Source organism: Promicromonospora sp. CA-289599, assembly GCF_050936155.1.
Lineage (GTDB): Bacteria > Actinomycetota > Actinomycetes > Actinomycetales > Cellulomonadaceae > Promicromonospora.
In genome coordinates this window covers 127,187-148,430 of sequence record NZ_JBNJNI010000002.1, presented here as the reverse complement: position 1 = coordinate 148,430, position 21,244 = coordinate 127,187, and the positions used below count along the sequence as shown (strand labels likewise).

The 21,244-nt window shown below is 71.9% G+C and carries 18 protein-coding genes; 11 read left to right on the top strand and 7 right to left on the bottom strand.

Annotated features, from left to right (window positions below; genetic code table 11):
- The coding region (locus tag ACQEVI_RS28155) for an FtsX-like permease family protein (RefSeq protein ID WP_432906466.1) at positions 1-510 on the bottom strand (510 nt) is incomplete at its 3' end.
- Entirely contained in the window at positions 507-1,250 is a 744-nt protein-coding gene (locus tag ACQEVI_RS28150; RefSeq protein ID WP_432893367.1) for an ABC transporter ATP-binding protein, read from the bottom strand. The genes ACQEVI_RS28155 and ACQEVI_RS28150, both read right to left, overlap by 4 nt.
- 107 nt (positions 1,251-1,357) lie before the next feature.
- On the opposite strand from ACQEVI_RS28150, the gene ACQEVI_RS28145 reads away from it, so the two are divergent.
- The 5 genes from ACQEVI_RS28145 to ACQEVI_RS28125 all read left to right on the top strand — a co-directional run bounded on the left by ACQEVI_RS28145 (position 1,358) and on the right by ACQEVI_RS28125 (position 7,503).
- Positions 1,358-2,611, top strand: a complete 1,254-nt coding sequence (locus ACQEVI_RS28145) for a sensor domain-containing protein (RefSeq protein WP_432893364.1) — start codon at positions 1,358-1,360, stop codon at positions 2,609-2,611.
- Positions 2,596-3,267, top strand: a complete 672-nt coding sequence (locus ACQEVI_RS28140; RefSeq protein WP_432893361.1) for a response regulator — start codon at positions 2,596-2,598, stop codon at positions 3,265-3,267. The genes ACQEVI_RS28145 and ACQEVI_RS28140 overlap by 16 nt, the downstream gene beginning before the upstream one ends.
- 91 nt (positions 3,268-3,358) lie before the next feature.
- Complete coding sequence (der, locus tag ACQEVI_RS28135; RefSeq protein WP_432893359.1) at positions 3,359-4,933, top strand: ribosome biogenesis GTPase Der; 1,575 nt, start codon at positions 3,359-3,361, stop codon at positions 4,931-4,933.
- A gap of 130 nt (positions 4,934-5,063) precedes the next feature.
- Positions 5,064-6,152, top strand: a complete 1,089-nt coding sequence (lgt, locus tag ACQEVI_RS28130; protein WP_432893356.1) for a prolipoprotein diacylglyceryl transferase — start codon at positions 5,064-5,066, stop codon at positions 6,150-6,152.
- Positions 6,153-6,258: 106 nt separating this feature from the next.
- On the top strand, positions 6,259-7,503 hold the full coding sequence (locus ACQEVI_RS28125) for an MFS transporter (protein ID WP_432893354.1): 1,245 nt from the start codon (positions 6,259-6,261) through the stop codon (positions 7,501-7,503).
- 213 nt (positions 7,504-7,716) lie between these two features.
- On the opposite strand, the gene ACQEVI_RS28120 is transcribed toward ACQEVI_RS28125, so the two are convergent.
- The 3 genes from ACQEVI_RS28120 to ACQEVI_RS28110 form a co-directional block, all read right to left on the bottom strand.
- A complete protein-coding gene (locus tag ACQEVI_RS28120; protein WP_432893351.1) occupies positions 7,717-9,465 on the bottom strand; it encodes a DUF222 domain-containing protein in 1,749 nt (582 codons plus the stop codon).
- A gap of 306 nt (positions 9,466-9,771) precedes the next feature.
- Positions 9,772-10,446, bottom strand: coding sequence for a hypothetical protein (locus ACQEVI_RS28115; protein WP_432893348.1), 675 nt, complete (start codon positions 10,444-10,446; stop codon positions 9,772-9,774).
- Positions 10,443-11,102, bottom strand: coding sequence for a hypothetical protein (locus ACQEVI_RS28110; RefSeq protein WP_432893345.1), 660 nt, complete (start codon positions 11,100-11,102; stop codon positions 10,443-10,445). Before ACQEVI_RS28110 ends, ACQEVI_RS28115 begins: the two co-directional genes overlap by 4 nt.
- A gap of 68 nt (positions 11,103-11,170) precedes the next feature.
- Between ACQEVI_RS28110 and ACQEVI_RS28105 the strand changes: the two genes are divergently transcribed.
- Positions 11,171-12,097, top strand: a complete 927-nt coding sequence (locus ACQEVI_RS28105) for a hypothetical protein (RefSeq protein WP_432893343.1) — start codon at positions 11,171-11,173, stop codon at positions 12,095-12,097.
- Between the two features lie 15 nt (positions 12,098-12,112).
- Here ACQEVI_RS28105 and ACQEVI_RS28100 read toward each other — a convergent pair whose 3' ends face one another.
- Positions 12,113-13,774 carry a glycoside hydrolase family 13 protein gene (locus tag ACQEVI_RS28100; protein WP_432893340.1) on the bottom strand — a complete coding sequence of 554 codons (1,662 nt, stop codon included), beginning with the start codon at positions 13,772-13,774 and terminating at the stop codon, positions 12,113-12,115.
- Positions 13,775-13,913: 139 nt separating this feature from the next.
- A complete protein-coding gene (locus ACQEVI_RS28095; RefSeq protein WP_432893337.1) occupies positions 13,914-15,101 on the bottom strand; it encodes an ROK family protein in 1,188 nt (395 codons plus the stop codon).
- A 230-nt stretch (positions 15,102-15,331) separates the two neighbouring features.
- On the opposite strand from ACQEVI_RS28095, the gene ACQEVI_RS28090 reads away from it, so the two are divergent.
- The 5 genes from ACQEVI_RS28090 to ACQEVI_RS28070 are packed head-to-tail and all read left to right on the top strand — an operon-like array spanning position 15,332 to position 21,127.
- Positions 15,332-16,882, top strand: a complete 1,551-nt coding sequence (locus ACQEVI_RS28090) for a sugar ABC transporter ATP-binding protein (protein WP_432893335.1) — start codon at positions 15,332-15,334, stop codon at positions 16,880-16,882.
- Positions 16,879-17,913 carry an ABC transporter permease gene (locus tag ACQEVI_RS28085; RefSeq protein WP_432893332.1) on the top strand — a complete coding sequence of 345 codons (1,035 nt, stop codon included), beginning with the start codon at positions 16,879-16,881 and terminating at the stop codon, positions 17,911-17,913. Before ACQEVI_RS28090 ends, ACQEVI_RS28085 begins: the two co-directional genes overlap by 4 nt.
- Entirely contained in the window at positions 17,910-18,935 is a 1,026-nt protein-coding gene (locus tag ACQEVI_RS28080; RefSeq protein ID WP_432893330.1) for an ABC transporter permease, read from the top strand. Before ACQEVI_RS28085 ends, ACQEVI_RS28080 begins: the two co-directional genes overlap by 4 nt.
- A gap of 59 nt (positions 18,936-18,994) precedes the next feature.
- Positions 18,995-20,218 (top strand): substrate-binding domain-containing protein, encoded by a 1,224-nt coding sequence (locus tag ACQEVI_RS28075; RefSeq protein WP_432893328.1) that lies wholly within the window; start codon positions 18,995-18,997, stop codon positions 20,216-20,218.
- Positions 20,219-20,230: 12 nt separating this feature from the next.
- On the top strand, positions 20,231-21,127 hold the full coding sequence (locus tag ACQEVI_RS28070) for a sugar phosphate isomerase/epimerase family protein (protein ID WP_432893325.1): 897 nt from the start codon (positions 20,231-20,233) through the stop codon (positions 21,125-21,127).
- Positions 21,128-21,244 lie beyond the last annotated feature (117 nt).

Genomic DNA, 21,244 nt, shown 5'->3' with positions numbered 1-21,244 from the left:
CCGGCCGCCGAGGGGCGCAGCGGTCGCCCAGGCGGTGCCCGGCCCGGGGGCCGCCAGGTGCACCGGGGTCACCCCGGCCATGTCGAGCCCGGCGAACACCAGCGGCGTGACTGCCGTCGCCAGGACCGCACCGAGGGTCGTACCGAGGACGGCCACCACCGCCGCCTCGCCGAGCAGGAGCAGCCGCACCTGCCAGGGCGTGGCACCGATCAGGCGGAGCAGGCCGAGCTCCCGGCGTCGGGTCGCCACCACGAAACCGAAGGTGCTCGCCACCACGAACAGCGCCATGAACAGCGAGACACTCGCCATGAACCCGAAGAGCGACCCCAGGTCGTCGAGCTGCGCGCGGACCCGGGCCGTGACCTCCGCCTGGTCGGACGTCGTGCCGAGCGACCCCAGCAGGTTCACGGCCAGGCCGATCAGTCCTGTACCGCCGGCCAGGGCCACCACCGCGCCGGCGTACGCCCGCCACGAGTCGCGGAACGTCATGAGGCTGTGGGCCACCATCATCGCTCCAGCTCCGTCATCCGGGCCGCGATCTGCGTGGGGTCGCCGCGCCGCATCTGCCCCACCACCAGGCCGTCCGCGAGGAACAGCACCGTGTCGGCGTAGGACGCGGCGAGCGGGTCGTGCGTGACCATGACGACGGTCTGGCCGGAATCCGCGAGCGCCCGCAGCAGCGTGAGGACGTCACGGCCCGTCGCCCGGTCCAGGGCGCCGGTCGGCTCGTCCGCGAACAGCACGGCGGGGCGGGCGTGCAGGGCGCGGGCGATGGCCACGCGCTGCTGCTGGCCGCCCGACATCTCGGGCGGGCGGCGCCGCTCCAGGCCGCGCAGTCCCACCCGGTCCAGGGCATCGAGCACCGCGGCACGATCGGCCCGCCGTCCGGCGAGCCGGACGGGCAGGGCGACGTTGTCGAAGGCGGTCAGCGCGTCCAGCAGGTTGTACTGCTGGAACACGAAGCTCATCGTGGCGCGGCGGAGCTTCGTCAGCCGGGTCTTGTCCAGGCCCTTCAGCGGGGTGCCCGCGATCGTGACGCCGCCCCTCGTCGGCCGGTCCAGTCCCGCGGCGATCTGCATGAGCGTGGACTTGCCCGAGCCGGACGGGCCCATGACCGCGGTGAACGTCCCGGCGGGGAACACGTGGGTGACACCCCGCAGGGCGTCCACCTTCCCCGACCGGGACCGGTAGGTGCGCGTGATGCCGTCGAGGACGACGGCCGCGTCAGGAGTGGTGCCGGTGATGGTCATGACACGAGCGAACCGTCAGGACGGGCACCGCACCCGGGCCCGCACGCCACACCCGGGTAGCGTGCGCGCTACCCCGCGCGGTGCCCAGGTGCGCCTACTGTCGTCCTGTGACCACGCCTCCCGACGTCTGGACGGCACTGCGCGGGCGCCCCTGGCGCTTCCTGGGCTCGGCCTGGCCGTGGCGTGCGCTGGCGTACCTGGTCAGCACCCTGCCCGTGGCGCTGGGCGTCGCGGTGGTGCTCCTCGTGACGGTGGGTGTCGGCCTGCTGACCGCCGTGCTCGTGGTCGGGGTGTTCCTGCTCGCCGCTCTCCCGCTGATCGCCTCGGTGGTCGCCGTCGTCGAGCGGAGCCGGATGCAGCTCGTGCTGGGCCGTCGGCCGCCGTCCGACAGCGTGCCGTGGCGGACGAGGCTTCGGGCGCTGCGCAGCATGCCGGTCGCCTGGCCGGAGGTCGGCTACACCGTCCTGCTCACCGTCGTGCTCTGGGTCGTCGACGGGGTCGCGCTCACCCTGCTCGTCACCATTCCGGGGGTTCTGCTCGCCGCGCCGGTCCTGGTCCGGGCCGACCAACCCGTCAACATGGGTCCGTGGCAGGTCGACACGGCGGCCGAGGCATGGCTCGCCGTCGGCTCTGGTCTGCTGCTCCTCGCGGCCGGCCTCTACGGGGCGACGCTGCTCGCGGCCGCCCAGGCGAGCCTCGCGCGTCTGCTCCTCGATCCGCCGCACGCCCGCCTCGCGGAGGCTCTCGCCGAGCTGCGGCGCTCGCGGGTCGGTCTGGTCGACGCCTTCGAGACCGAACGCCGCCGCATCGAGCGTGACCTGCACGACGGCGCCCAGCAGCGCCTCATGGCCCTCACGATGACCCTGGGCCGGGCCGAGCTTGAGATTCCGGAGGGTGTTGGCCTGGACCTGGTGCGTGAGGCACACGGCCAGGCCGAGACGGCGCTGGAGGAGCTGCGCAGCACGGTGCGCGGCATCCACCCACGAGTCCTGGTGGACCACGGTGTCGAGGCAGCCGTGCACGAGGTGGCCGATGCGGCCGAGGTCCCCGTCACCGTGGACGTCAGCCTGCCCGAGCGACTGCCCGGGCCACTCGAGGCCGCGGCGTACTTCGTGGTGAGCGAGGCGCTGACGAACGTCGTCCGGCACGCCCGTGCCCGGTCCGTGCGGGTGCACGGCCGCGTCACCGACGGCCGCCTCGTGCTGACGGTGCTGGACGACGGCGTCGGCGGGGCGACCGTGCCACCCGCCGGCGGGCTGGCCGGGCTCGCCCTGCGCTTCGAGGCGCTCGACGGCGAGCTGAGCGTGACGAGCCCCGTCGGCGGCCCGACGGAGGTGAGAGCGACGTGCCCGGTTCCCTGAGCGTCGTGCCGCTGAGAGTAGTGCTCGCCGAGGACGCCGCTCTGCTTCGTGAGGGGCTGCGGGCGATCCTCGAACGTGCGGGCCACGAGGTGGTCGCCGCGGTCGAGGACGCCGAGGCGCTGCTCGCGTACGCCGGGCACACCTTGCCGGACGTCGTCATCACCGACATCCGGATGCCGCCCACGCACACCGACGAGGGATTGCGGGCCGCGGCCGAGCTGCGGCGCCGGCACCCCGACCTGGCGGTTCTGGTGCTGTCCGCGTATGTCGCCGACGCCTACGTCGCCGAGCTCCTCGACTCCGCGCCGGGCGGCGGGATCGGCTATCTCCTCAAGGACCGCGTGGGCCATGTGCGTGAGTTCCTGGACAGCCTGGCCCGGGTCGCCGCGGGCGAGACGGTCATCGACCCGCAGGTGGTGCGCCGGCTCCTCGGTCGACGGCACGACGACGGCCCGCTCGCCTCCCTGACCGAGCGCGAGCGGGAGGTCCTGGGCCTCATGGCGGAGGGCCGGACCAACGGCTCGATCGCCGCCGCGCTGTTCGTGTCCGAGGCCGCGGTGCGCAAGCACGTCGGGAACATCTTCGCCAAGCTGCCGCTCGACCCGAAGTCCGACCGCCGCGTCTCAGCGGTGCTCGCCTACCTGCGCGACGGCTGACCCGGAGGGCTGTCGGGCCGGCGGCTGGGAGCGACGCAGGTCATATGGCCGCGAGTCGGCCGGAGCGCGTCAGGCCTGCGACAATGAGGGCATGACCCACGACCCCTCTGCATCGGAGGCTGCTGCGCTGGACGCGACGGCCCGAGATGATGCTGCCCTGGACGCCACTGCGCTGGACGCCGGGGGCCCGGCCGCACCCGATCTCGATCTCGCCGACGCCCTCGCCGAGACCGAGGACGACGTCGCGCGCGAGCGTGCGCTGCGCGTCGGCCTCGAGGAGTTCGAGCTCGACGAGTCGGACCAGGCGCTGCTCGAGTCCGAGTGGAGCGACGAGCAGGCCGAGGCGGAGCAGGCGCTGCCCGTGCTGGCCGTCGTCGGGCGTCCGAACGTCGGTAAGTCGACGCTGGTCAACCGCATCCTCGGCCGCCGTGAGGCGGTGGTGGCCGACAAGCCGGGCGTGACGCGCGACCGCGTGTCCTACCCGGCAGAGTGGGCCGGTCGCCCCTTCATGCTCGTCGACACGGGCGGCTGGGAGGTCGACGTCGCCGGCATCGAGTCCAAGGTCGCCGAGCAGGCCGAGGTGGCGATCTCCCTCGCCGACGCCGTGGTGTTCGTCGTCGACGCCACGGTGGGCGCCACCGCCACCGACGAGCGCGTGGTGGAGATGCTGCGCCGCTCCGGGAAGCCCGTGGTGCTGTGCGCCAACAAGGTCGACGGCGCCTCGGGCGAGGCGGACGCGACGTACCTGTGGGCGCTGGGCCTGGGGGAGCCGCACCCGGTCTCCGCCCTGCACGGCCGGGGTACGGGCGACCTGCTCGACGCCGCCGTCAAGGCCCTGCCGACGACGTCGGAGCACGGCACCGTGCGCCCCGCCGGCCCGCGCCGCGTCGCGCTCGTCGGGCGGCCGAACGTCGGCAAGTCGTCGCTGCTGAACAAGATCGCCGGCGCGGAGCGGGTGGTGGTCGACGAGGTCGCCGGCACCACGCGCGACCCGGTCGACGAGCTCATCGAGCTGCGCGGCATCCCGTACTGGTTCGTGGACACCGCCGGCATCCGCCGCCGCGTGCACCAGACCAAGGGCGCCGACTTCTACGCCTCGCTGCGCACGCAGGCCGCCATCGAGAAGGCGGAGATCGGCGTCGTCCTGGTGGACGCGTCCGAGCCCCTGACCGAGCAGGACATCCGCGTGATCCAGCAGGTCGTGGACGCGGGCCGCGCGCTCGTCATCGCGTACAACAAGTGGGACCTCATGGACGAGGACCGGCGCCCCTTCCTCGAGCGTGAGATCGAGAAGGAGCTGGTGCAGATCACCTGGGCGCCGCGCGTGAACCTGTCGGCCCGCACCGGCTGGCACAGCGAGCGGCTGGTCCCGGCGATCGAGCGTTCGCTCGCGTCCTGGGACCGGCGCGTCCCGACGGGCAAGCTGAACGCGTTCCTCGGCGAGCTCGTGGCCGCGCACCCGCACCCGCTGCGTGGCGGCAAGCAGTCGCGCATCCTGTTCGCGACGCAGGCCTCGACCCGTCCGCCGCGGTTCGTCATCTTCGCGACGGGGTTCATCGAGGCGGGCTACCGCCGCTTCATCGAGCGCCGCCTGCGCGAGACGTTCGGTTTCGAGGGCACGCCGATCGAGATCTCGGTGCGCGTCCGGGAGAAGCGCAAGCGCTGAGTCCCCGGCGACTCCGCCACGACCCCGCTCCGCCGCAACCCAGTGATCCGGCCCGGAAGTCACGCGACTTCCGGGCCGAATCGCTGGGTTGCGGCGGATTTTTCTGTGCGCGCCGAGTTCGATGCCCACGATGTCGGTCAGGCGCGGTACCTTCGGTGTCGTGCTTCCGGCCAGTATCCCCAGCCCCGACCCGGTGTGGTCCCAGATCCACCTGGGTCCGCTCACCATCCACACCTACGCCCTGTGTCTGCTGGCCGGCATCGCCGCCGCCGCGTACATCACGGACCGGCGTCTCCGCGCACGCGGTGCCGCCCCCGGTCTCGCCCTCGACATCGCGATGTGGGCAGTGCCCATCGGCATCGTCGGCGCCCGGATCTACCACGTGCTCACCCACCTCGGGGACTTCACCGGCCCCGGTGTCGACCCGTGGGCCTGGATCCGGATCTGGGAGGGTGGCAACGCCCTGTTCGGGTCGCTCCTCGGCGGCGCCGTCGGCGTCTGGATCGGCTGCCGCCTGACGGGCCTGCGGTTCTGGTCGTTCGCCGACGCCCTGGCACCCGGCCTGCTCGCCGCCCAGGCGATCGGGCGGCTGGGCAACTACGTGAACCAGGAGCTGTTCGGCCTGCCGACCACGCTGCCCTGGGGCCTGGAGATCCGGTCGGACGCTCCGATGTTCCCGGTCGGGACTCCGGAGGGCACGCTGTTCCACCCGTTGTTCCTGTACGAGATGATCTGGAACCTCATCGGGATCTCGCTGCTGCTCGTCATCGAGCGGCGGGTGGTCCGCCGGAACGAGGCGCTGCTGGCCGACGGCGGCACGCCTGGCGCCGGCCTGCGCTGGGGCCGCATGTTCGGCCTCTACCTGATCTGGTACGGCCTCGGCCGCAGCTGGCTCGAGGCGATCCGCATCGACCCGACGAGCGACGCCCCGCTGGGCGTCCCGGCGAACATCTGGACGTCGGGGGTGGCGATCCTCGTGGGCATCGCGATCATCGTGGTGCAGGGCCGGCGTCACCCGGAGCCCGAGCCCTCGGTGTACCAGCCGGGGCGGGAGCCCGAGGAGGACGACGCCGAGACCGCGTCCGAGACCGCGTCCGACAGCGCGTCCGACACCGAGCCCGCAGGCTCGACCGACGACGACGGCTCGGCGAGCACCGCCTCCGAGGAGGCAGCCACCGCCGAGCCTGCCGAGGCGAACGGCTCCTCCGACAGCAAGTAGCCCGTAGCTTCTCCTGCCGTGACCCCGTGGGGCTGTGACGTGCCTGTGCGCACGCTCACAGCCCCACGGGTTGTTCCACCCGGTGCGCATTACGGAGGATGAGGTCATGCCACCTTCGCGCCCCGGGGAGACCTCTGCCTCGTTCCCGCTCTCCGTGGGACGGCGCACCTGGTGGCCGGTCGCCGCCGTGCTCCTGGCCGTGGCCTGGGGCGGCAACGAGTTCACCCCGCTGCTCGTGATGTACCGCGAGCAGGGCGTCATGGGGCCCGTCACCGTCGACGCGCTCCTCGCCGTCTACGTGTTCGGTCTCGTTCCCGCGCTGCTGCTGGGCGGGCCGCTGTCCGACAGGTTCGGCCGCCGCCCGCTGCTGCTGCCCGCGGCGCCGCTCTCGGCGCTCGGGTCGCTCGTCCTCGCGCTGGACCCGGCGAGCCCCGTGGTGCTCTCCATCGGCCGTCTGCTCTGCGGCGTCGCGCTCGGGCTGGCCATGGCCGTGGGATCCACCTGGCTCACGGAGCTCAGTGCCGCCACCGGCGAGCGTGCCGCCGGGCCTCGTCGCGGATCGCTCTCCCTGACCGCGGGATTCCTCTCCGGGGCGGGCATCGCCGCCATGCTCGCGCAGTTCGCCCCCTGGCCCACTCTCCTGTCGTACGTGCTGCACGCGGCCGGATCCCTGGTCGCCGGCCTGGTGCTGCTCCGCGTCCCGGAGACCCGCCGGCGCCTCCCGCGTGACGAGCGGGCCCCGCTGCTCGACGACCTGCGCATCACCGCCGTCCGGGACCCCAGGTTCCTGCGGGTGGTCGTGCCCCTCGCGCCCTGGGTGTTCGGCTGTGCCGGCTGCGCGTTCGCGGTGCTGCCGAGCTTGCTCACCGACCAGGTCGGCGGTTTCCCCATCGCCTTCGCGGGCGTCATGGCCATCCTGGCGCTCGGCTGCGGTATCGGTATCCAGGTCGTGGCCCGCCGGATCGATACGCCGTCGTCGGCCCGTGCCTCCATCGTGGCTCTGACCATCATCGGTGCGGGGATGGCGCTCGCCGGCTGGGCGTCCACCGCGCTGTCGCTGCCGATCGGCGTGGTGGCGGCAGTGGTCCTCGGTACCGGCTACGGCCTCGCACTGGTGGCCGGGCTGAGCGAGGTCGCGCGGATCGCCGGGCCGGGCCAGCTCGCCGGACTGACCGCCGTCTTCTACTCGTTGACCTACATCGGGTTCTTCGTCCCGATGGCGCTCGCCTGGCTCCGCGACACCTGGTCGTACGGCGAGATGTTCGGCTTCGGTGCGGTCGCCGTCGCGCTGTGCCTGACGATCGTGGCGGTCTCCTCACGGACGGCGCTCCCGGACGGGATCCGGCGGTAAGGCCTGAAGCCGATCAAGCTGAGTCGTTGAATCCGGTGGCAGGAGTTCAGGTCTGAGTGGCGCGCGAGGTGCCACGTGGTCCTGCGACTGCCAGGTCCGAGCGCGAAGCGGCCCTCGGCGGGCGCGGATGCCTCGTAGCGATCCGTCGGTGCCTGACTCGGCAGTCCAGCTCTGAGCGTGCGCTGTGATGGTCCCGCCACCACGCCCCGTAAGTCAGGCGGCTTCGGCGTCTGGTGGATCCGGGCTCGGGTTCGTGCTGGGTGGTGGGGCTTCGATGGGTTCGGGTAGTCGGATGCGGTGTCCGTAGGCGTCGGTGAAGGCCCACCCGGTCTCCAGCAGGGCACCGGTGGTCGCGTCGTTGTCGGTGGTGGTGGTCTTGCCGGTCCAGTGCATGGTGATGTTCTTGGTGTCGACGAGTTGGTGGTGGTACCAGCACAGCAGGGCGCTGTTGGTGATGGAGGTGTTTCCGCCGTCGGCCCAGTGGGTGATGGCGTGGTGGACCTCGCAGCGTGAGGGTGGTTGGTCACACCCTGGCCAGACGCAGTGTTGGTCTCTGGCGATGACGGCGCGTCGCATCTGTCCTGTCACGGTGCGTTGCGCGCGTCCGACGTCCAGGACGGCGCCGTCGGGTCCGAACACGATCCGGGTGACCGCGCTGTGGCACGCCAGGCGGCGCACGAGGGCGCGTGGGGCACGGCCGCCGGTCTCGGTGAATACCGGACCACCGGAGGACAAGAACCCGGACACTGTTGCTCCCGCGGTACTCCAGCCACCCTGGTCTCCACCCGGACTACTGGTGGGGCTGCCGGTCGGGCTACCGCTACCGGTGCTGGTGCTCGGGACGTTCGGACCCGCGCCCGGGCGGTTGCCGCGCCCGGGTCGGGTCTGTCCGCAGGACAGGCATAGGCCGTCGCGGGTGCGGGTGACCTGGGTGACGAACTCGTTCCAGGACACGGTCACGTTCAGGTGCGGGGCGATCGCGGCCCCTGGGGAGGCCTGGTTCGTGTCCAGCACGACCCGGGCGATGTCGGCGAGGCCTTGTGCGCGGCGCTGCGTCGTGGTGCGACCGTCGTCCGCGGACGGGGCGCCCAGGACCGCGTTGATCGCGGTGCTGACCAGGAGGCCGTGCTCGTCGGTGAGGAACCCGGCCACGTGGTACCCGCCGAACGTCTTGGCCAGGTCGAAGAACTCACCGCGGGCCGCCTTGTCGTCATCGAGGTCGTCGGTGTCCGGGTCGGTCACGGTCGCGAACCGGCGCGCGACCGTGCGGAACTGGTCCGCGTTCAACACACCCGCCTCACGTAGGACGATGCCCTCACCCGTGACCAGGGTCCCGTCCGTGACCGCGCCTTCCAGGACCTGGGTGACCAGCTCCCGGGTCCGTGCCCCGTCCGGGTCGTCTGCGGGGTCGGGGAGGTCGACGGCAACGGTCTGCACGAACTGTTCCGGGGTGGTGGTGTGCCCGGTACGGGTATCGATCAACCACGCCAACGCATCCGTACGCGTCTCGCTCGTGGGCGCGACCTCCGTCATCACCCTCGCGTGGTCCACACCGAGGGTTCCGGCGACCAGGCGCTCCCGGGTGGCGGGCAGCGCCGTCGCGAGACGCCGCGCGATCGTCATGTCCTTGCCTGCCGTGTGTGCGGAGATGCCTTCACGGAGCCTCAGCCAGGACGTGAACGTACGCGTCATGCCACCGGAGCGCCAGGAACCCTCGGCTTCGATCCTCGGTAGCAGCGTGTACCGGACCCCGTCCAGGCGGCCGGTCAGCCGACGGATCCGGGTGTGCGCTTCGACCAGGCGGCCGATGCTCGGCGCATCCCACCCGGTCAGGGTCTCCGGGCTGGTCTGGGTGGTGAGGTGGTCGATCTCGTTCTCGATCCGGGCGAGGGTTTCCTCGATCGAGGCCGCAGCAGGAGGCGGGTCACCAGCGGGACCGCTGTTCGTCGTGTGCTCCACCATGCCCACCCCCGCCCATCTTGATCGCTGCTGGTCTCTAGTTCTCGCTCCCTCAGTGCATCTATTATGTCGAACACGCGTGCGATCCGCTTGCTGGATTTCAAATCTGTGGATAACTCTTCAGAGCGTCATGCAGATGTCGCGTGGCCTGTTCGAGAAGTGCCAGCGGCCGGGCCGCGTCCGCACCGAGCGCTCCGCGAGGATCGGCCTTGAGGGGGTCCAAGCCCGCCCCTGATGGCGCTCGCCTGGCTGCGCGACACCTGGTCGTACGGCGAGATGTTGGCTTCGGCTAGGTTCTCGTACCGGCGGTCAGTCCGGGAGGACCATCCGCGATACGTCGCCGTGGTGGCAGCTCAGGTGTCCCTCGGGGGCGTACGTGATGACATCCCTGCCCTCCCTGCCGGTCCGCAGCAGGTACTCGCCGTACTCGAACGTGGTCTGCCCTGCGTTGCTGAGCTCCGCGCACTCGACGGTGGTCGTCGGCGCCGTGATCTCGTCGTAGAGGAACGGCCCGCCCACGTAGAACCGCCACGAGGTGCTGCCGCGCAACGACACGGATTCCTCGATGACTACCTGCCTCCCGGCGGGGCGGTCGAGTTCGTGCAGTGTCTTGTACGTGACCTCCGCGCTCAGCAGCGAGAGGAGGCCCGTGATGAGGACGCCGACGGCGGCAGCCAGGATCACCGCGCAGAGAAAGAGCGCCGCCATGGTCGCGGTGAACGCCTCGTACCCGATGACGAACAGCCGGAACCCGACCAACCCCAGCACGATGACGGACAAGCCGGTGAAGAGCCACAACAGAAAGGCGAGGGTCTGGCCGCTCATGATGCCCGCGACCAGGAGGAGCTGGCCCTTGCTGCCGGCGTGCCAGACGACGGCGCCGACAAGCGCCGCGGCGACGCCGGTCAGCATCGACGCCATCGCCATGCGTTTCGCGCGTTGCAGGGCCGGGGGTATGCCGCTCCGCTCCTGTTGCGCGCTCATGCGGCTGGGCCGCCGCCGAGGGTGTCCAGCGCCTTCCGGTCGAGGCCGGTGGGCAGGGGTTCACCCCGATGTAGGGGCGAGCCGACCACGGGGGCGGCGATCAGCACCCTGCGCACGGCCTCGGCGCCGGCTCGGGCTCGGGCTCTGTGTTCCCAGTGCGGGTACCGTACGTCGCCGTCGTCGAGGCTGCCCTGCTTGACGGCCAGCGCGAAAAGACCAACCCTCCGTATGGTCGGGTTCAGCAGGCCGCGAACCTTGAACTGCCCGACAGTCGCAGCGATCACCCCGTTGGTCTCGTGATACACGTGATGAGCGGCATCCGAGTCACCCCAGGCGGCGAACCAGTCGTCGATGAAGTCCGACTCGCCTGACCACAGCCCGTCCGCGATTCTCTCGGTGTCCCAGTCGCCGAGAGGGCCGATCACGATCCGCGGCAGGTCGGCGTCGGTCATTCCGTCGCGATACCAGTCCTGCTCGGAGCCCAGCATGTCGGACCCCGAGTCGTTGCCGAACGGCGCGAACTCGTCACCCTTGTCGTAGAACTGAGGCGGCGCCACCTCGGCGAATGCCGGATGGCTCGTCTCCGGTGCGGGGCCTTCGTCACCCTCTGGGTCGTCCAGCCACTGCTCCAGTCCGGACCGCCATGTCGTCGTCACCGGCGGATCGTCCCACAGCGGGCCTGTCGAGATTCCGGCTTTTCACCCTTGGGCGCTATCGTTCCCGCGTGAGGGAGAACCCGCGGCCGACACGGCACCTCGAGCAGCTCGAGACAGCGCAGCTCGGCAAGCTCGCCCCAGGTTCGGTGAGCGGGCCGGCCTGGGACCTGGTCGCGCTGCCCGGCCTGCCGGACGACGGTGCGCCGGAAGCGTCGGACGTCGACGCCGTCGCGCACGGCTTCCCACCAGCCTCACCAGCCTCACCAGTCCTGCCAGCCGCACCAGCCGCACCAGCCCCACCAGCCGCACCAGCTGAGTCGGTCACACCGCCTCCAGCGCCCGGCACCGGCGTGCGCAGGTTGACCATGGTCGCGGTCGGGTGCGGGGTGCTCGCGGCCTTCGCCCTGGGGATCGGTGGCCTGACCATGCTGTGGGCGGACCGCCCCGACACCGAGACCACGGGCCCGGTCGAGCGCACGGCCCTCGACCTGCCGCTCGTCCCCGCCGACGACATCCACGACGCTGACACCGGCGAGCGTGCGGAGACATGCCCGCGCGATGCGGACGACACGGAGGCGGGCGAACCCCGCGACGACGGCGATGACGGCGCGGGCGGCGCGGACGCGGGCTTGCTGGGGGACGGGACGGCGTCGTCGGGCGCCGGGCCCGATCAGGGCGCCACCGGCGAAGGCACACCGGGCGCAGGCACAGGCACCGGTGGTTCCGGCAGCTCCGGCGGATCAGGATCCGACCCGGGCTCCGGCTCCGGCTCCGGCTCCGGCTCCGGCGGAGGCGGCGGGGGCGGGGGCACGACGCCGACCGACGGCCCACCACCCCCGACGTCGGACCCGACCACCGACCCGACGGAGGAGCCGACTCCGGAGCCCACGCCCACTACGTCCGACGAGCCGACCCCCGAGCCGACGCCGAGCCCCACCGCGTCGCCCACGCCGACGCCGACCGGCGCCCCGGTGTCCCCGAACACCGACGGCTGACCGGCCGGCCGCGCGTCACACCGCGGCGCGCACCCACGCCGTCGTCGAGCCGGGCAGCAGGCCGCCAGGCAGCGGCTCGCTCGTGAGCAGCACCTCTCCGTCCGGCAGCGGTACGGCGTCCGGACCGAAGTTGGTCACGACGTGCCAGCCGTTCGGGCGCGTGAAGTGGACGACGTCGGCGCGTCCGGGCACCCACTCGAGCGTCTCGTCGGTCTGCAGCTCGTGGCGCAGCGCCAGCGCCGCCCGGTAGAGCTCCAGCGTCGAGCCGGGCGCGCCGTCCTCGGCCTCTACCGACAGCGCCCCGAAGGTCGCGGGCTGCGGCAGGTGCGCGCCACCCTCGCCGAAGCCGAAGGACTTGCCCTCCCGGGTCCACGGCAGCGGCACGCGGCAGCCGTCGCGTCCGACGTCGACGCCGGGGTTGCGGAAGAACGCCGGGTCCTGACGCTCCGCCGCGGGGATGTCGGCGACCTCCGGCAGGCCGAGCTCCTCGCCCTGGTAGAGGTAGGCGCTGCCCGGCAGGCCCAGCATGAGCAGTGTCGCGGCACGTGCCCGGCGCAGGCCCAGGGCGACGTCGGCGGCGGGTTCCGTACCGCCCGAGAGCAGCCAGGCACTGCCCTGCTTCGCCGGGTCGCCGTCGCGCGGCGGCAGCGCGTAGCGGGTGGCGTGGCGCACGACGTCGTGGTTCGAGAAGACCCAGGTCGTCGAGGACCCGGACGCCGCGGACAGCGCGAGGTTGTCGGCGATGATCGTCCGGAACTGCTCGGCGTCGAAGTCGGCCTCCAGCAGGTCGAAGTTGAACGCCTGGCCGAGCCCCTCGGCGCTCGCGTACCGGGGACGCCGCGGGGTCGAGACCCAGGCCTCCGCCACGGCGATGCGTGGCGGCGTGTACTCGTCGAACACCTTGCGCCAGTCGGCGTAGATCTCGTGGACCTCGTCGCGGTCCCAGAGCGGGTGCGCGCCGGGCTCCGTGATGGCGTCCATCTCCGCCTGCGTGGGCAGGGTGTCGCCGAGCTCCTTGGTCAGGGCGTGCGCGACGTCGATGCGGAACCCGTCGACGCCCCGGTCCGACCAGAACCGCAGGGTCTTGCGGAAGTCCGCGCGGACCTCTTCGTTGTCCCAGTTGAAGTCCGGCTGCTCCTTGGCGAAGAGGTGCAGGTACCACTGGCCGTCGGGTACGCGCGTCCACGCGAGCCCGCCGAACATGCTCTCCCAGTCGGCCGGGGGCTCGGAACCGTCCGCGCCGAGGCCGTCCCGGAAGACGTAGCGTGCGCGCTCCGGGCTGCCGGGACCCGCGGCGAGCGCCTCCTGGAACCAGACGTGCTGGTCCGAGGAGTGGTTCGGCACGATGTCGACGATCACGCGGATGCCCGCGGCGTGCAGTGCGGTGACCATCTCGTCGAACTCGTCGAGCGTGCCGATCCTGGGGTCGACGTCGCGGTAGTCGGCGACGTCGTACCCGCCGTCGGCCAGCGCGGAGGGGTAGAACGGACTGAGCCAGATCGCGTCGATACCGAGCCCCCGGAGGTACGGCACACGGGAGATGATGCCGCGCAGGTCACCGATGCCGTCGCCGTTCGCGTCGGCGAAGCTGCGCGGGTAGATCTGGTAGACGGCCGCCTGCCGCCACCAGGTGGGGTCGACCGCGAGGGGCTGGTGGGTGTCGGTGTTGCTGGTCACTGGTGCTGGATCCTTTGCGGTGGGGGACTGGTTGCCGGTCACTCGTGCGCAGGAATGCCGTGCCCACCAGCGTATGGGTGCGGGCTCGGCGGGGCAGCCCGGCCAGGGGCTGGCAGGGGGCCGGCAGGGCCGGCCGGGGTCAGGCGGTCAGGGCATCGACCGCCGCGGGGGACAGGGCGTGGTCCACCGCCATGGCGCTCGCGCCGAGGACGCCCGCGCCCTCGCGCGCACGGGAGGTGACGATGCGCAGGTGCTGCGTGGCCAGCGGCAGGGACCTGCGGTAGACGGCCTCGCGGATGCCGGCGATGAGGTGCTCGCCGGCGTCGGCCACGACCCCGCCGATCACAATGACCGACGGGTTGAGCACGCTCACGCAGGAGGCCAGGACGCCGCCGATGTCGCGGCCGGCCTGCCGTACGGCCTGGCTCGCCGCGGTGCCCCGGGACCGGACGAGCGCGACGACGTCAGCGCTGTCAGCGGCTTCCAGCCCTTGGGCGGCCAGCGCTGTCGCGACCGCCCGGCCGCTCGCCACGGCCTCGAGGCAGCCGGTGTTGCCGCACCGGCAGGGCACGTGGTCGGCGCCCGGGACCGACATGTGCCCGACGTCGCCCGCCGCGCCCTGGGCGCCGCGGCGGAGGGCGCCGTCGGCGATGATGCCCGCGCCGATACCGGTGGAGACCTTGACGAGCAGCAGGTCGGAGACGTCGGACCAGGCGGTCCGGTGCTCACCGAGCGCCATGATGTTGACGTCGTTGTCGACCAGCACGGCGACCCCGAGCTCGGCGCCGAGGATGCCGGGGACGTCGATGTCGTCCCAGCCGGGCATGATCGGCGGGTTGATCGGGCGCCCCGTCGAGTGCTCCACGGGGCCCGGCAGCCCGATACCGATGGCGGCCAGGTCGGCGGTGTCACGGCCTGCGGCGGCGAGCAGGTCACGGCCGGCCCGGACCACCCAGGGCAGGACGACGTCGGGCCCCGCGGCGATCGAGAGGGGTTCGTCGCTCGCCGCGAGCACCGTGGAGGCGAGGTCGGTGACGGCCAGCCGGGCGTGCGTCGCGCCGAGGTCGACCGCGAGGACCACCCGGGCCCCCGGCTGGAACGCGAACGTCGCTGGCCGTCTGCCTCCGGTGGATCCCGCCATGCCCGCCGGGGCGATGAGCCCGGTGCTCATGAGCGCGTCGATCCGCGAGGCGATGGTCGACCGGGCCTGGCCGGTGATGGCCACCAGATCGGCGCGGGTACGGGGTTCGCGGTCGCGCAGCAGCTGGAAGAACTCGCCGGTACCCAGGGACAGCGGCACGCCCCTCGGAGGGTCGTCGATCAGCATGGGCAATCGCCTCCCGGGTGAACTTATGGCTGCGTATCGGCAAAAGATAGCCCATATGTGCTGCCGGTCGCAGAAGCCGCGTAAACGACAAGCATCTTTTGCTTGACATAGACCAAAAGGTCCCTACATTGGTGGATATGCGAGCCGATGACGACGCGCACACTCCAGTACCCGACCCGGAAAAAACCTCGGAATCGAGTTCGGAACGAGAGCCGGAAGCACCCGGCCCGGTGCTGCGCCTGCACGGCGTCGGCAAGGAGTTCTTCGGCACCTCGGTGCTGCGAGAGATCGACCTGACCCTGTATCCCGGGCAGGTCCACGCCCTCGTGGGCGAGAACGGCGCCGGCAAGTCGACGGTGATGAAGATCGTCGCCGGCGTCCACCGCCCGTCCGCCGGCACCATCGAGCTCGACGGTTCGCCCGTCTCCTTCCCGACGCCGCTCGACGCGCAGCGTGCCGGTGTCGCGACGGTCTTCCAGGAGTTCAACCTGCTGCCGGACCGGTCGGTCGCCGAGAACGTCTACCTCGGCCGTGAGCCGACCAGGCGCGGCATGTTCGGCGGTATGTTCGGCGGCAGATCCAGCGGCATGGTCGACCGCCGCCGGCTGCACGCCGACACCACCCGCCTCCTCGACGACCTGGGGCTGACGAGCATCGCGTCCTGGAACCGGGTCGGCTCCCTGTCCGTGGCGCAGCAGCAGATCGTCGAGATCGTCAAGGCGGTCTCGTACGACGCCCGGATCATCTCCATGGACGAGCCGACGGCGGCGCTCGCCGACCAGGAGGTCGCGCTGCTCTACGACCTGGTCCGGCAGTTGCGCGACCGCGGCGTCGCCATCCTGTACGTCTCGCACCGGCTCCAGGAGATCTACGACCTGGCCGACACGATCACCGTCCTCAAGGACGGCAACCACGTGCTCACCGCGACGGCCGCCGAGGTGAGCCCCGACCGGCTGGTGCGCACCATGGTGGGCCGCGACTTCGCCGGCTTCTTCCCGGACAAGCCCGCCGCCACAGTTTCCGGCGAGGTACCCGGCGAGATGTCCGGCGAAGTGTCCGGCGAGGTACGGCTGGCGCTCGCGGGCTCCGGCAACACGATGGTGGACGGCGTGGACCTCGAGGTGCGGGCCGGTGAGATCGTCGCGCTGGCGGGCCTGCAGGGGTCGGGCCGCACCGAGGTCGCGCACGGGGTGTTCGGTATCGCGCCGTTCACGCGCGGCAGCATGACCGTCGACGGGCAGCCCGTCCACGTGCGCACGCCGCGGCAGGGCGTACGGCACCGCCTCGCGCTGGTCAGCGAGGACCGCAAGTCGGAGGGCCTGGCCCTCGGCCAGTCGGTCCTCGCGAACGCGCGGCTCGTGCTCGACGCCGTCCTGCCGGGTGTGTCGGACCGCCGGGCGCGGCGCATCACCGAGGTGCTGCGGTCGCTCGCCGTGCCCGCGAGCACCGTCGCTGCCGCCCAGGACACCGAGGTGCAGTACCTGTCCGGCGGCAACCAGCAGAAGGTCGTCCTCGCCAAGTGGCTGGTGACCGAGCCGCGGGTGATCGTGCTCGACGAGCCGACGCGCGGGATCGACGTCGGCGCCAAGCGCGCCGTCTACGACCTGATGCGCACGCTGACCGCCGACGGGACCGCCGTCCTGCTCATCTCGTCCGAGCTGCCGGAGGTGGTGGCGATGGCCGACCGCATCCTCGTCCTGTGCGACGGCCGGATCGCCGGGGAGCTGCCGGGCGGCAGCGACGAGGAGACCATCATGGCGCTGGCGACGGGGGCGGCATGACGACCGGCACAACGACCAGCACCGTGCGCAGTCTTCGCCTCGGGTCCACCGAGATCGTCTACCTGGCGCTGGTCGGCATCCTGCTGGTCGCGGGCGCGCTCGTGGCGGCCCGCGGCGGCAACCTCTTCGCGCAGGGCAACGTCAGCTACATGCTCACGCAGACGAGCCTGCTCGGGTTCGTCGCCGTCGGGCAGACGCTGGTGATCCTGTGCCGCTCGCTCGACCTGTCGGTGGGATACGTCGTCGCGCTGTGCTCGCTGATCGGGGCGACGACGATGGCGGGCGACCCGGCGCGCGTCTGGCTCGGGGTGGTGGCCGCGCTGGCGGTCGCGGCCGGCGTCGGGCTCGTGAACGGCCTGATCATCTCGGCGCTGAGCGTCAACCCGTTCATCGCGACGCTCGGCATCGGCCTGATCGTCAAGGGCTTCCTCGACACGCGGTTCAAGGGGCCGGAGGGCGAGGTGCCGTTCGCCTTCCAGACGTTCGGGTACACCCGCGTCGGCCCGGTGCCCGTCTCGACGATCGTCATGCTGCTCGTCGCCGCGGCGGCGTTCGTGCTGCTCACGCGGACCCGGGCGGGCTATCACATGTTCGCGGTGGGCGGGAACCTCGACGTCGCCCGGCTCTCGGGTGTGCGCACGAGCCGCACCCTCGTCCTGGCGCACGTGCTGTGCTCCCTGTGTGCCGGCATCGCGGGCCTGCTCATCGCCGCCCGGTTCGGCACCGGGAACGCGCTGGTCTACTCCTACGGCCTCGACCTCGACTCGATCGCCGCGGTGGTGCTGGGCGGCACGCTCCTGTTCGGCGGCCGGGGCTCGGTGGTCGGCACGGTCGGCGGGGTGGCGATCCTCGCGGTGCTCGACACCGCGTTCAACGTGCTCGACGTCAACCCGTTCTTCAAGGACGTGCTGCGCGGCGTCGTCATCATCGCCGCGGTGGCCCTGTACGCACGGCGCCAGATCGACCCGGCGAGCCGGCGGGTCCGGTTCGGCACCAAGGTCTCGGCCGCCCGAGGAGGCGACGTCGCATGACCCGGACCGAAGACACCGCACGCAGCACCGCACGCAGCACCGCACGCGGTACCTCGCGCAGCACCGCACGACGCTGGCGCGAGCGGCTCCTGTCCGGCGGCAGCTGGACCGTGCTCGCGCTGCTCGTGCTGGTCCTCGCCGTGATCGTCGTGATCAACCCGTCCTTCGCGGAGCCGGTGTCGCTCATGGCGTTCGCGAAGAAGGCCGCGCCGCTGGTGGTGCTCGCGATCGGCCAGTACTTCGTCATCGTCTCCGGTGAGTTCGACCTGTCGGTGGGTTCGCTCGTCGGCGCCCAGGTGGTGATCGCGGCCCGGCTGATGGACGGCGACGAGGCACTGACCTGGCCGGTCGTGGGGCTCATGCTCGTCTTCGGGCTGCTGGTCGGGCTCGTCAACGGCCTGGTGACGACGCTGCTGCGGGTCCCGTCCTTCATCACCACGCTCGGCATGATGCTCGTGCTGTTCGGCGCCATCCGGCTGTGGACCGGCGGTGCGCCGACGGGTGCGCTGAGCGAGAGCTTCCGGGTGCTGGGCCGCAAGGGCTTCCCGGACGTCCCGGGACAGTTCCAGGTCCCGTACGCCCTGCTGGTGGCCCTCGTCGTCGTCGCTCTCGCGGTGCTGCTGATGCGCCGCCCGTTCGGCAGGTCCCTGGTCGCCGTCGGCGACAACGCCGTCGCCGCCGCGTACAGCGGCGCCTCGGTGTGGTGGCTGCGCACCCGGGCGTTCCTGCTCTCCTCGTTCCTCGCCACCGTCGCGGCGGTGCTCATCGGCGGGTTCGCCGGGGTCACCGCCCAGGTGGGTCAGGGGCTGGAGTTCATGGCGATCACCGCCGTCGTGCTGGGTGGTGTCGCCCTCGGGGGCGGCCGCGGGACGGTGGTGGCCGCCATGGTCGGCGCGCTGACGCTCGAGGCCCTGTTCACGCTCTTCAACCAGCTCGCCCTGCCGTCGACCATCCGGCCCGCCGTGCAGGGCGTGATCCTCATCGCCGCCGTCGCCTACGCGGCACGTCGGCGCCGCACCTGACCACCACTGATCGAAAGAACCGCACTCAGCACGAACCGCACTCATCAAAGGGGATGGACATGCGATCGACCCGAGCACTGCTGGCGAGCGCGGCGGCGGGAACGCTGCTCCTGCTGACGGCCTGCACCACCGACACCCCTACCGAGCAGGCACCGTCCACCGAGACGAGCGCGGCGGAGGAGGCGCCCGCCGACTCCGGGGCCGGGAGCGAGTGGTTCGTCCAGGCGGACTACGACCGGGAGCTGGCCCAGCGCGACGTCGAGCCGGAGGGCCCGGCCGACGAGCCCTGGCTCCAGGCCATCGAGCCGGAGTGGGTGGACACCGCCGACCTCGCCGGCGAGGGCGGCGACAAGACGCTCTGCTTCTCCAACGCCTCGGTCTCCAACCCCTGGCGCGTCACCGGCTGGATCACCATGCAGCAGCAGGTGGAGGTGCTCCAGGAGGAGGGCGTGATCGGCGAGTTCCGGGTCTCGGACGCCGCCGACGACGACAACAAGCAGATCTCCGACATCCAGGCGTTCGTCGAGGCGGGTGACTGCGACGCGATAGTCATCTCCCCGTCGACGACGGCGACGCTCACCCCCGCCGTCGAGGCCGCCTGCGAGAGCGGCAAGCCGGTCATCGTGTTCGACCGCGGCGTGAACACCGACTGCATGGTCACGTTCATCCACCCGATCGGCGGGTACGCGTACGGCGCGGTGGGCGCGGAGTTCCTGGCCGAGAACCTGGACCCCGGCTCGACGGTCCTGGCGCTGCGCATCCTGCCCGGCGTCGACGTGCTGGAGCACCGGTGGGCCGCGGCCGACAAGGTCTTCTCGGAGAGCGACATCGAGGTGGTCGGGGTCGAGTTCACCGGCGGTGACGGCGCCAAGATCAAGGACCTCGTCACCCAGTACCTGCAGCGCGGCGAGGTCGACGGCATCTGGATGGACGCGGGCGACGGCGCCGTCGCGGCGGTCGAGGCGTTCGAGGACGCCGGCAAGCCGTACCCGGTCTTCGTCGGCGAGGACGAGATGAGCTTCCTGCGCAAGTGGGACGAGACGGGGATGACGGCGATCGGCAACGTCTACTCCAACTTCCAGTGGCGCACCCCGATCCTGGCCGCGCAGAAGATCTGGGCCGGCGAGGAGGTGCCGGCCGAGTGGGTGCTGCCCCAGGAGCCGGTCACCTCCGCTGACCTCGCGGGATTCCTCGAGGCCAACGCTGACATGCCCTCCCTGCACTACGCGAAGTTCGGCGGCGAGGACCTGCCCGGCTACCCCGAAGCCTGGACGGACCGCTAGATGGCTGTGCCGATGAGAAACGTGCAGCCATGGACGGTCCCGGAGGGGCCCGCGACCACCTGGCCGATCGGCGTCAACACCTGGGTGTGGACGTCGCCGCTCACCGACCGTTCGCTCGCCGACCTCGCGCCCCGCGTGGCGGACTGGGGGTTCGACGTCCTCGAGCTGCCCGTCGAACGCCTCGGTGACTGGGACCCGCCCCGCGCGGCGCAGGTCCTGGCGGACAACGGTCTCGGCGCGAGCGTGTCCCTCGTCATGGGCGAGGGCCGCGAGCTCGTCGCGGCCGACGCCGGCACGGTGCGGGCGACGCAGGACTACCTGCGTGCGGTGGTCGACGCCGCGCACACGGTGGGCGCGCGGGTGATCGGCGGCCCGGCGTACGCCTCGGTAGGGCGCACCTGGCGGACGACGCCGCAGGAGCGGGCCGACGCGTACGCCGAGCTCGCGGAGCACCTCGCGCCGGTGGTCGAGCACGCGATCGCGGCGGGCGTCGTGATCGGTCTCGAACCGCTCAACCGCTACGAGACGAGCCTGGTCAACACCGTCGATCAGGGCCTGGAGGCGATAGCCCCGCTGCCCGCCGAGGGGATCGGGCTGATGCTCGACGTCTACCACATGAACATCGAGGAGCGGGACCTGCCCGCCGCGGTCGAACGCGCCGGTGCGCGGATCGCGGCGGTGCAGGTCTGCGGCAACGACCGCGGCGCACCCGGCGGCGACGGGATCGACTGGCCGGCGCTGCTCGCCGCGCTGGAGCAGGCCGGATACGCCGGGCCGCTCGTCATCGAGTCGTTCACCGGCGAGAACGCCACCATCGCCACCGCCGCGTCGATCTGGCGGCCGCTGGCCGCGAGCCAGGACACCCTCGCGACCGACGGCCTCGCACACCTGAGAGGACTGATGCCCTGACACCCGTCTGAACCGCACGCGCTCGCGAGCGCTCGGCGCCGGCACGCCGGGCTGGTCAACGAAACACGCTCCGCCGGGAGTTCCCGGCGGGACCGCACGTCGATCTGCCACGCCGAT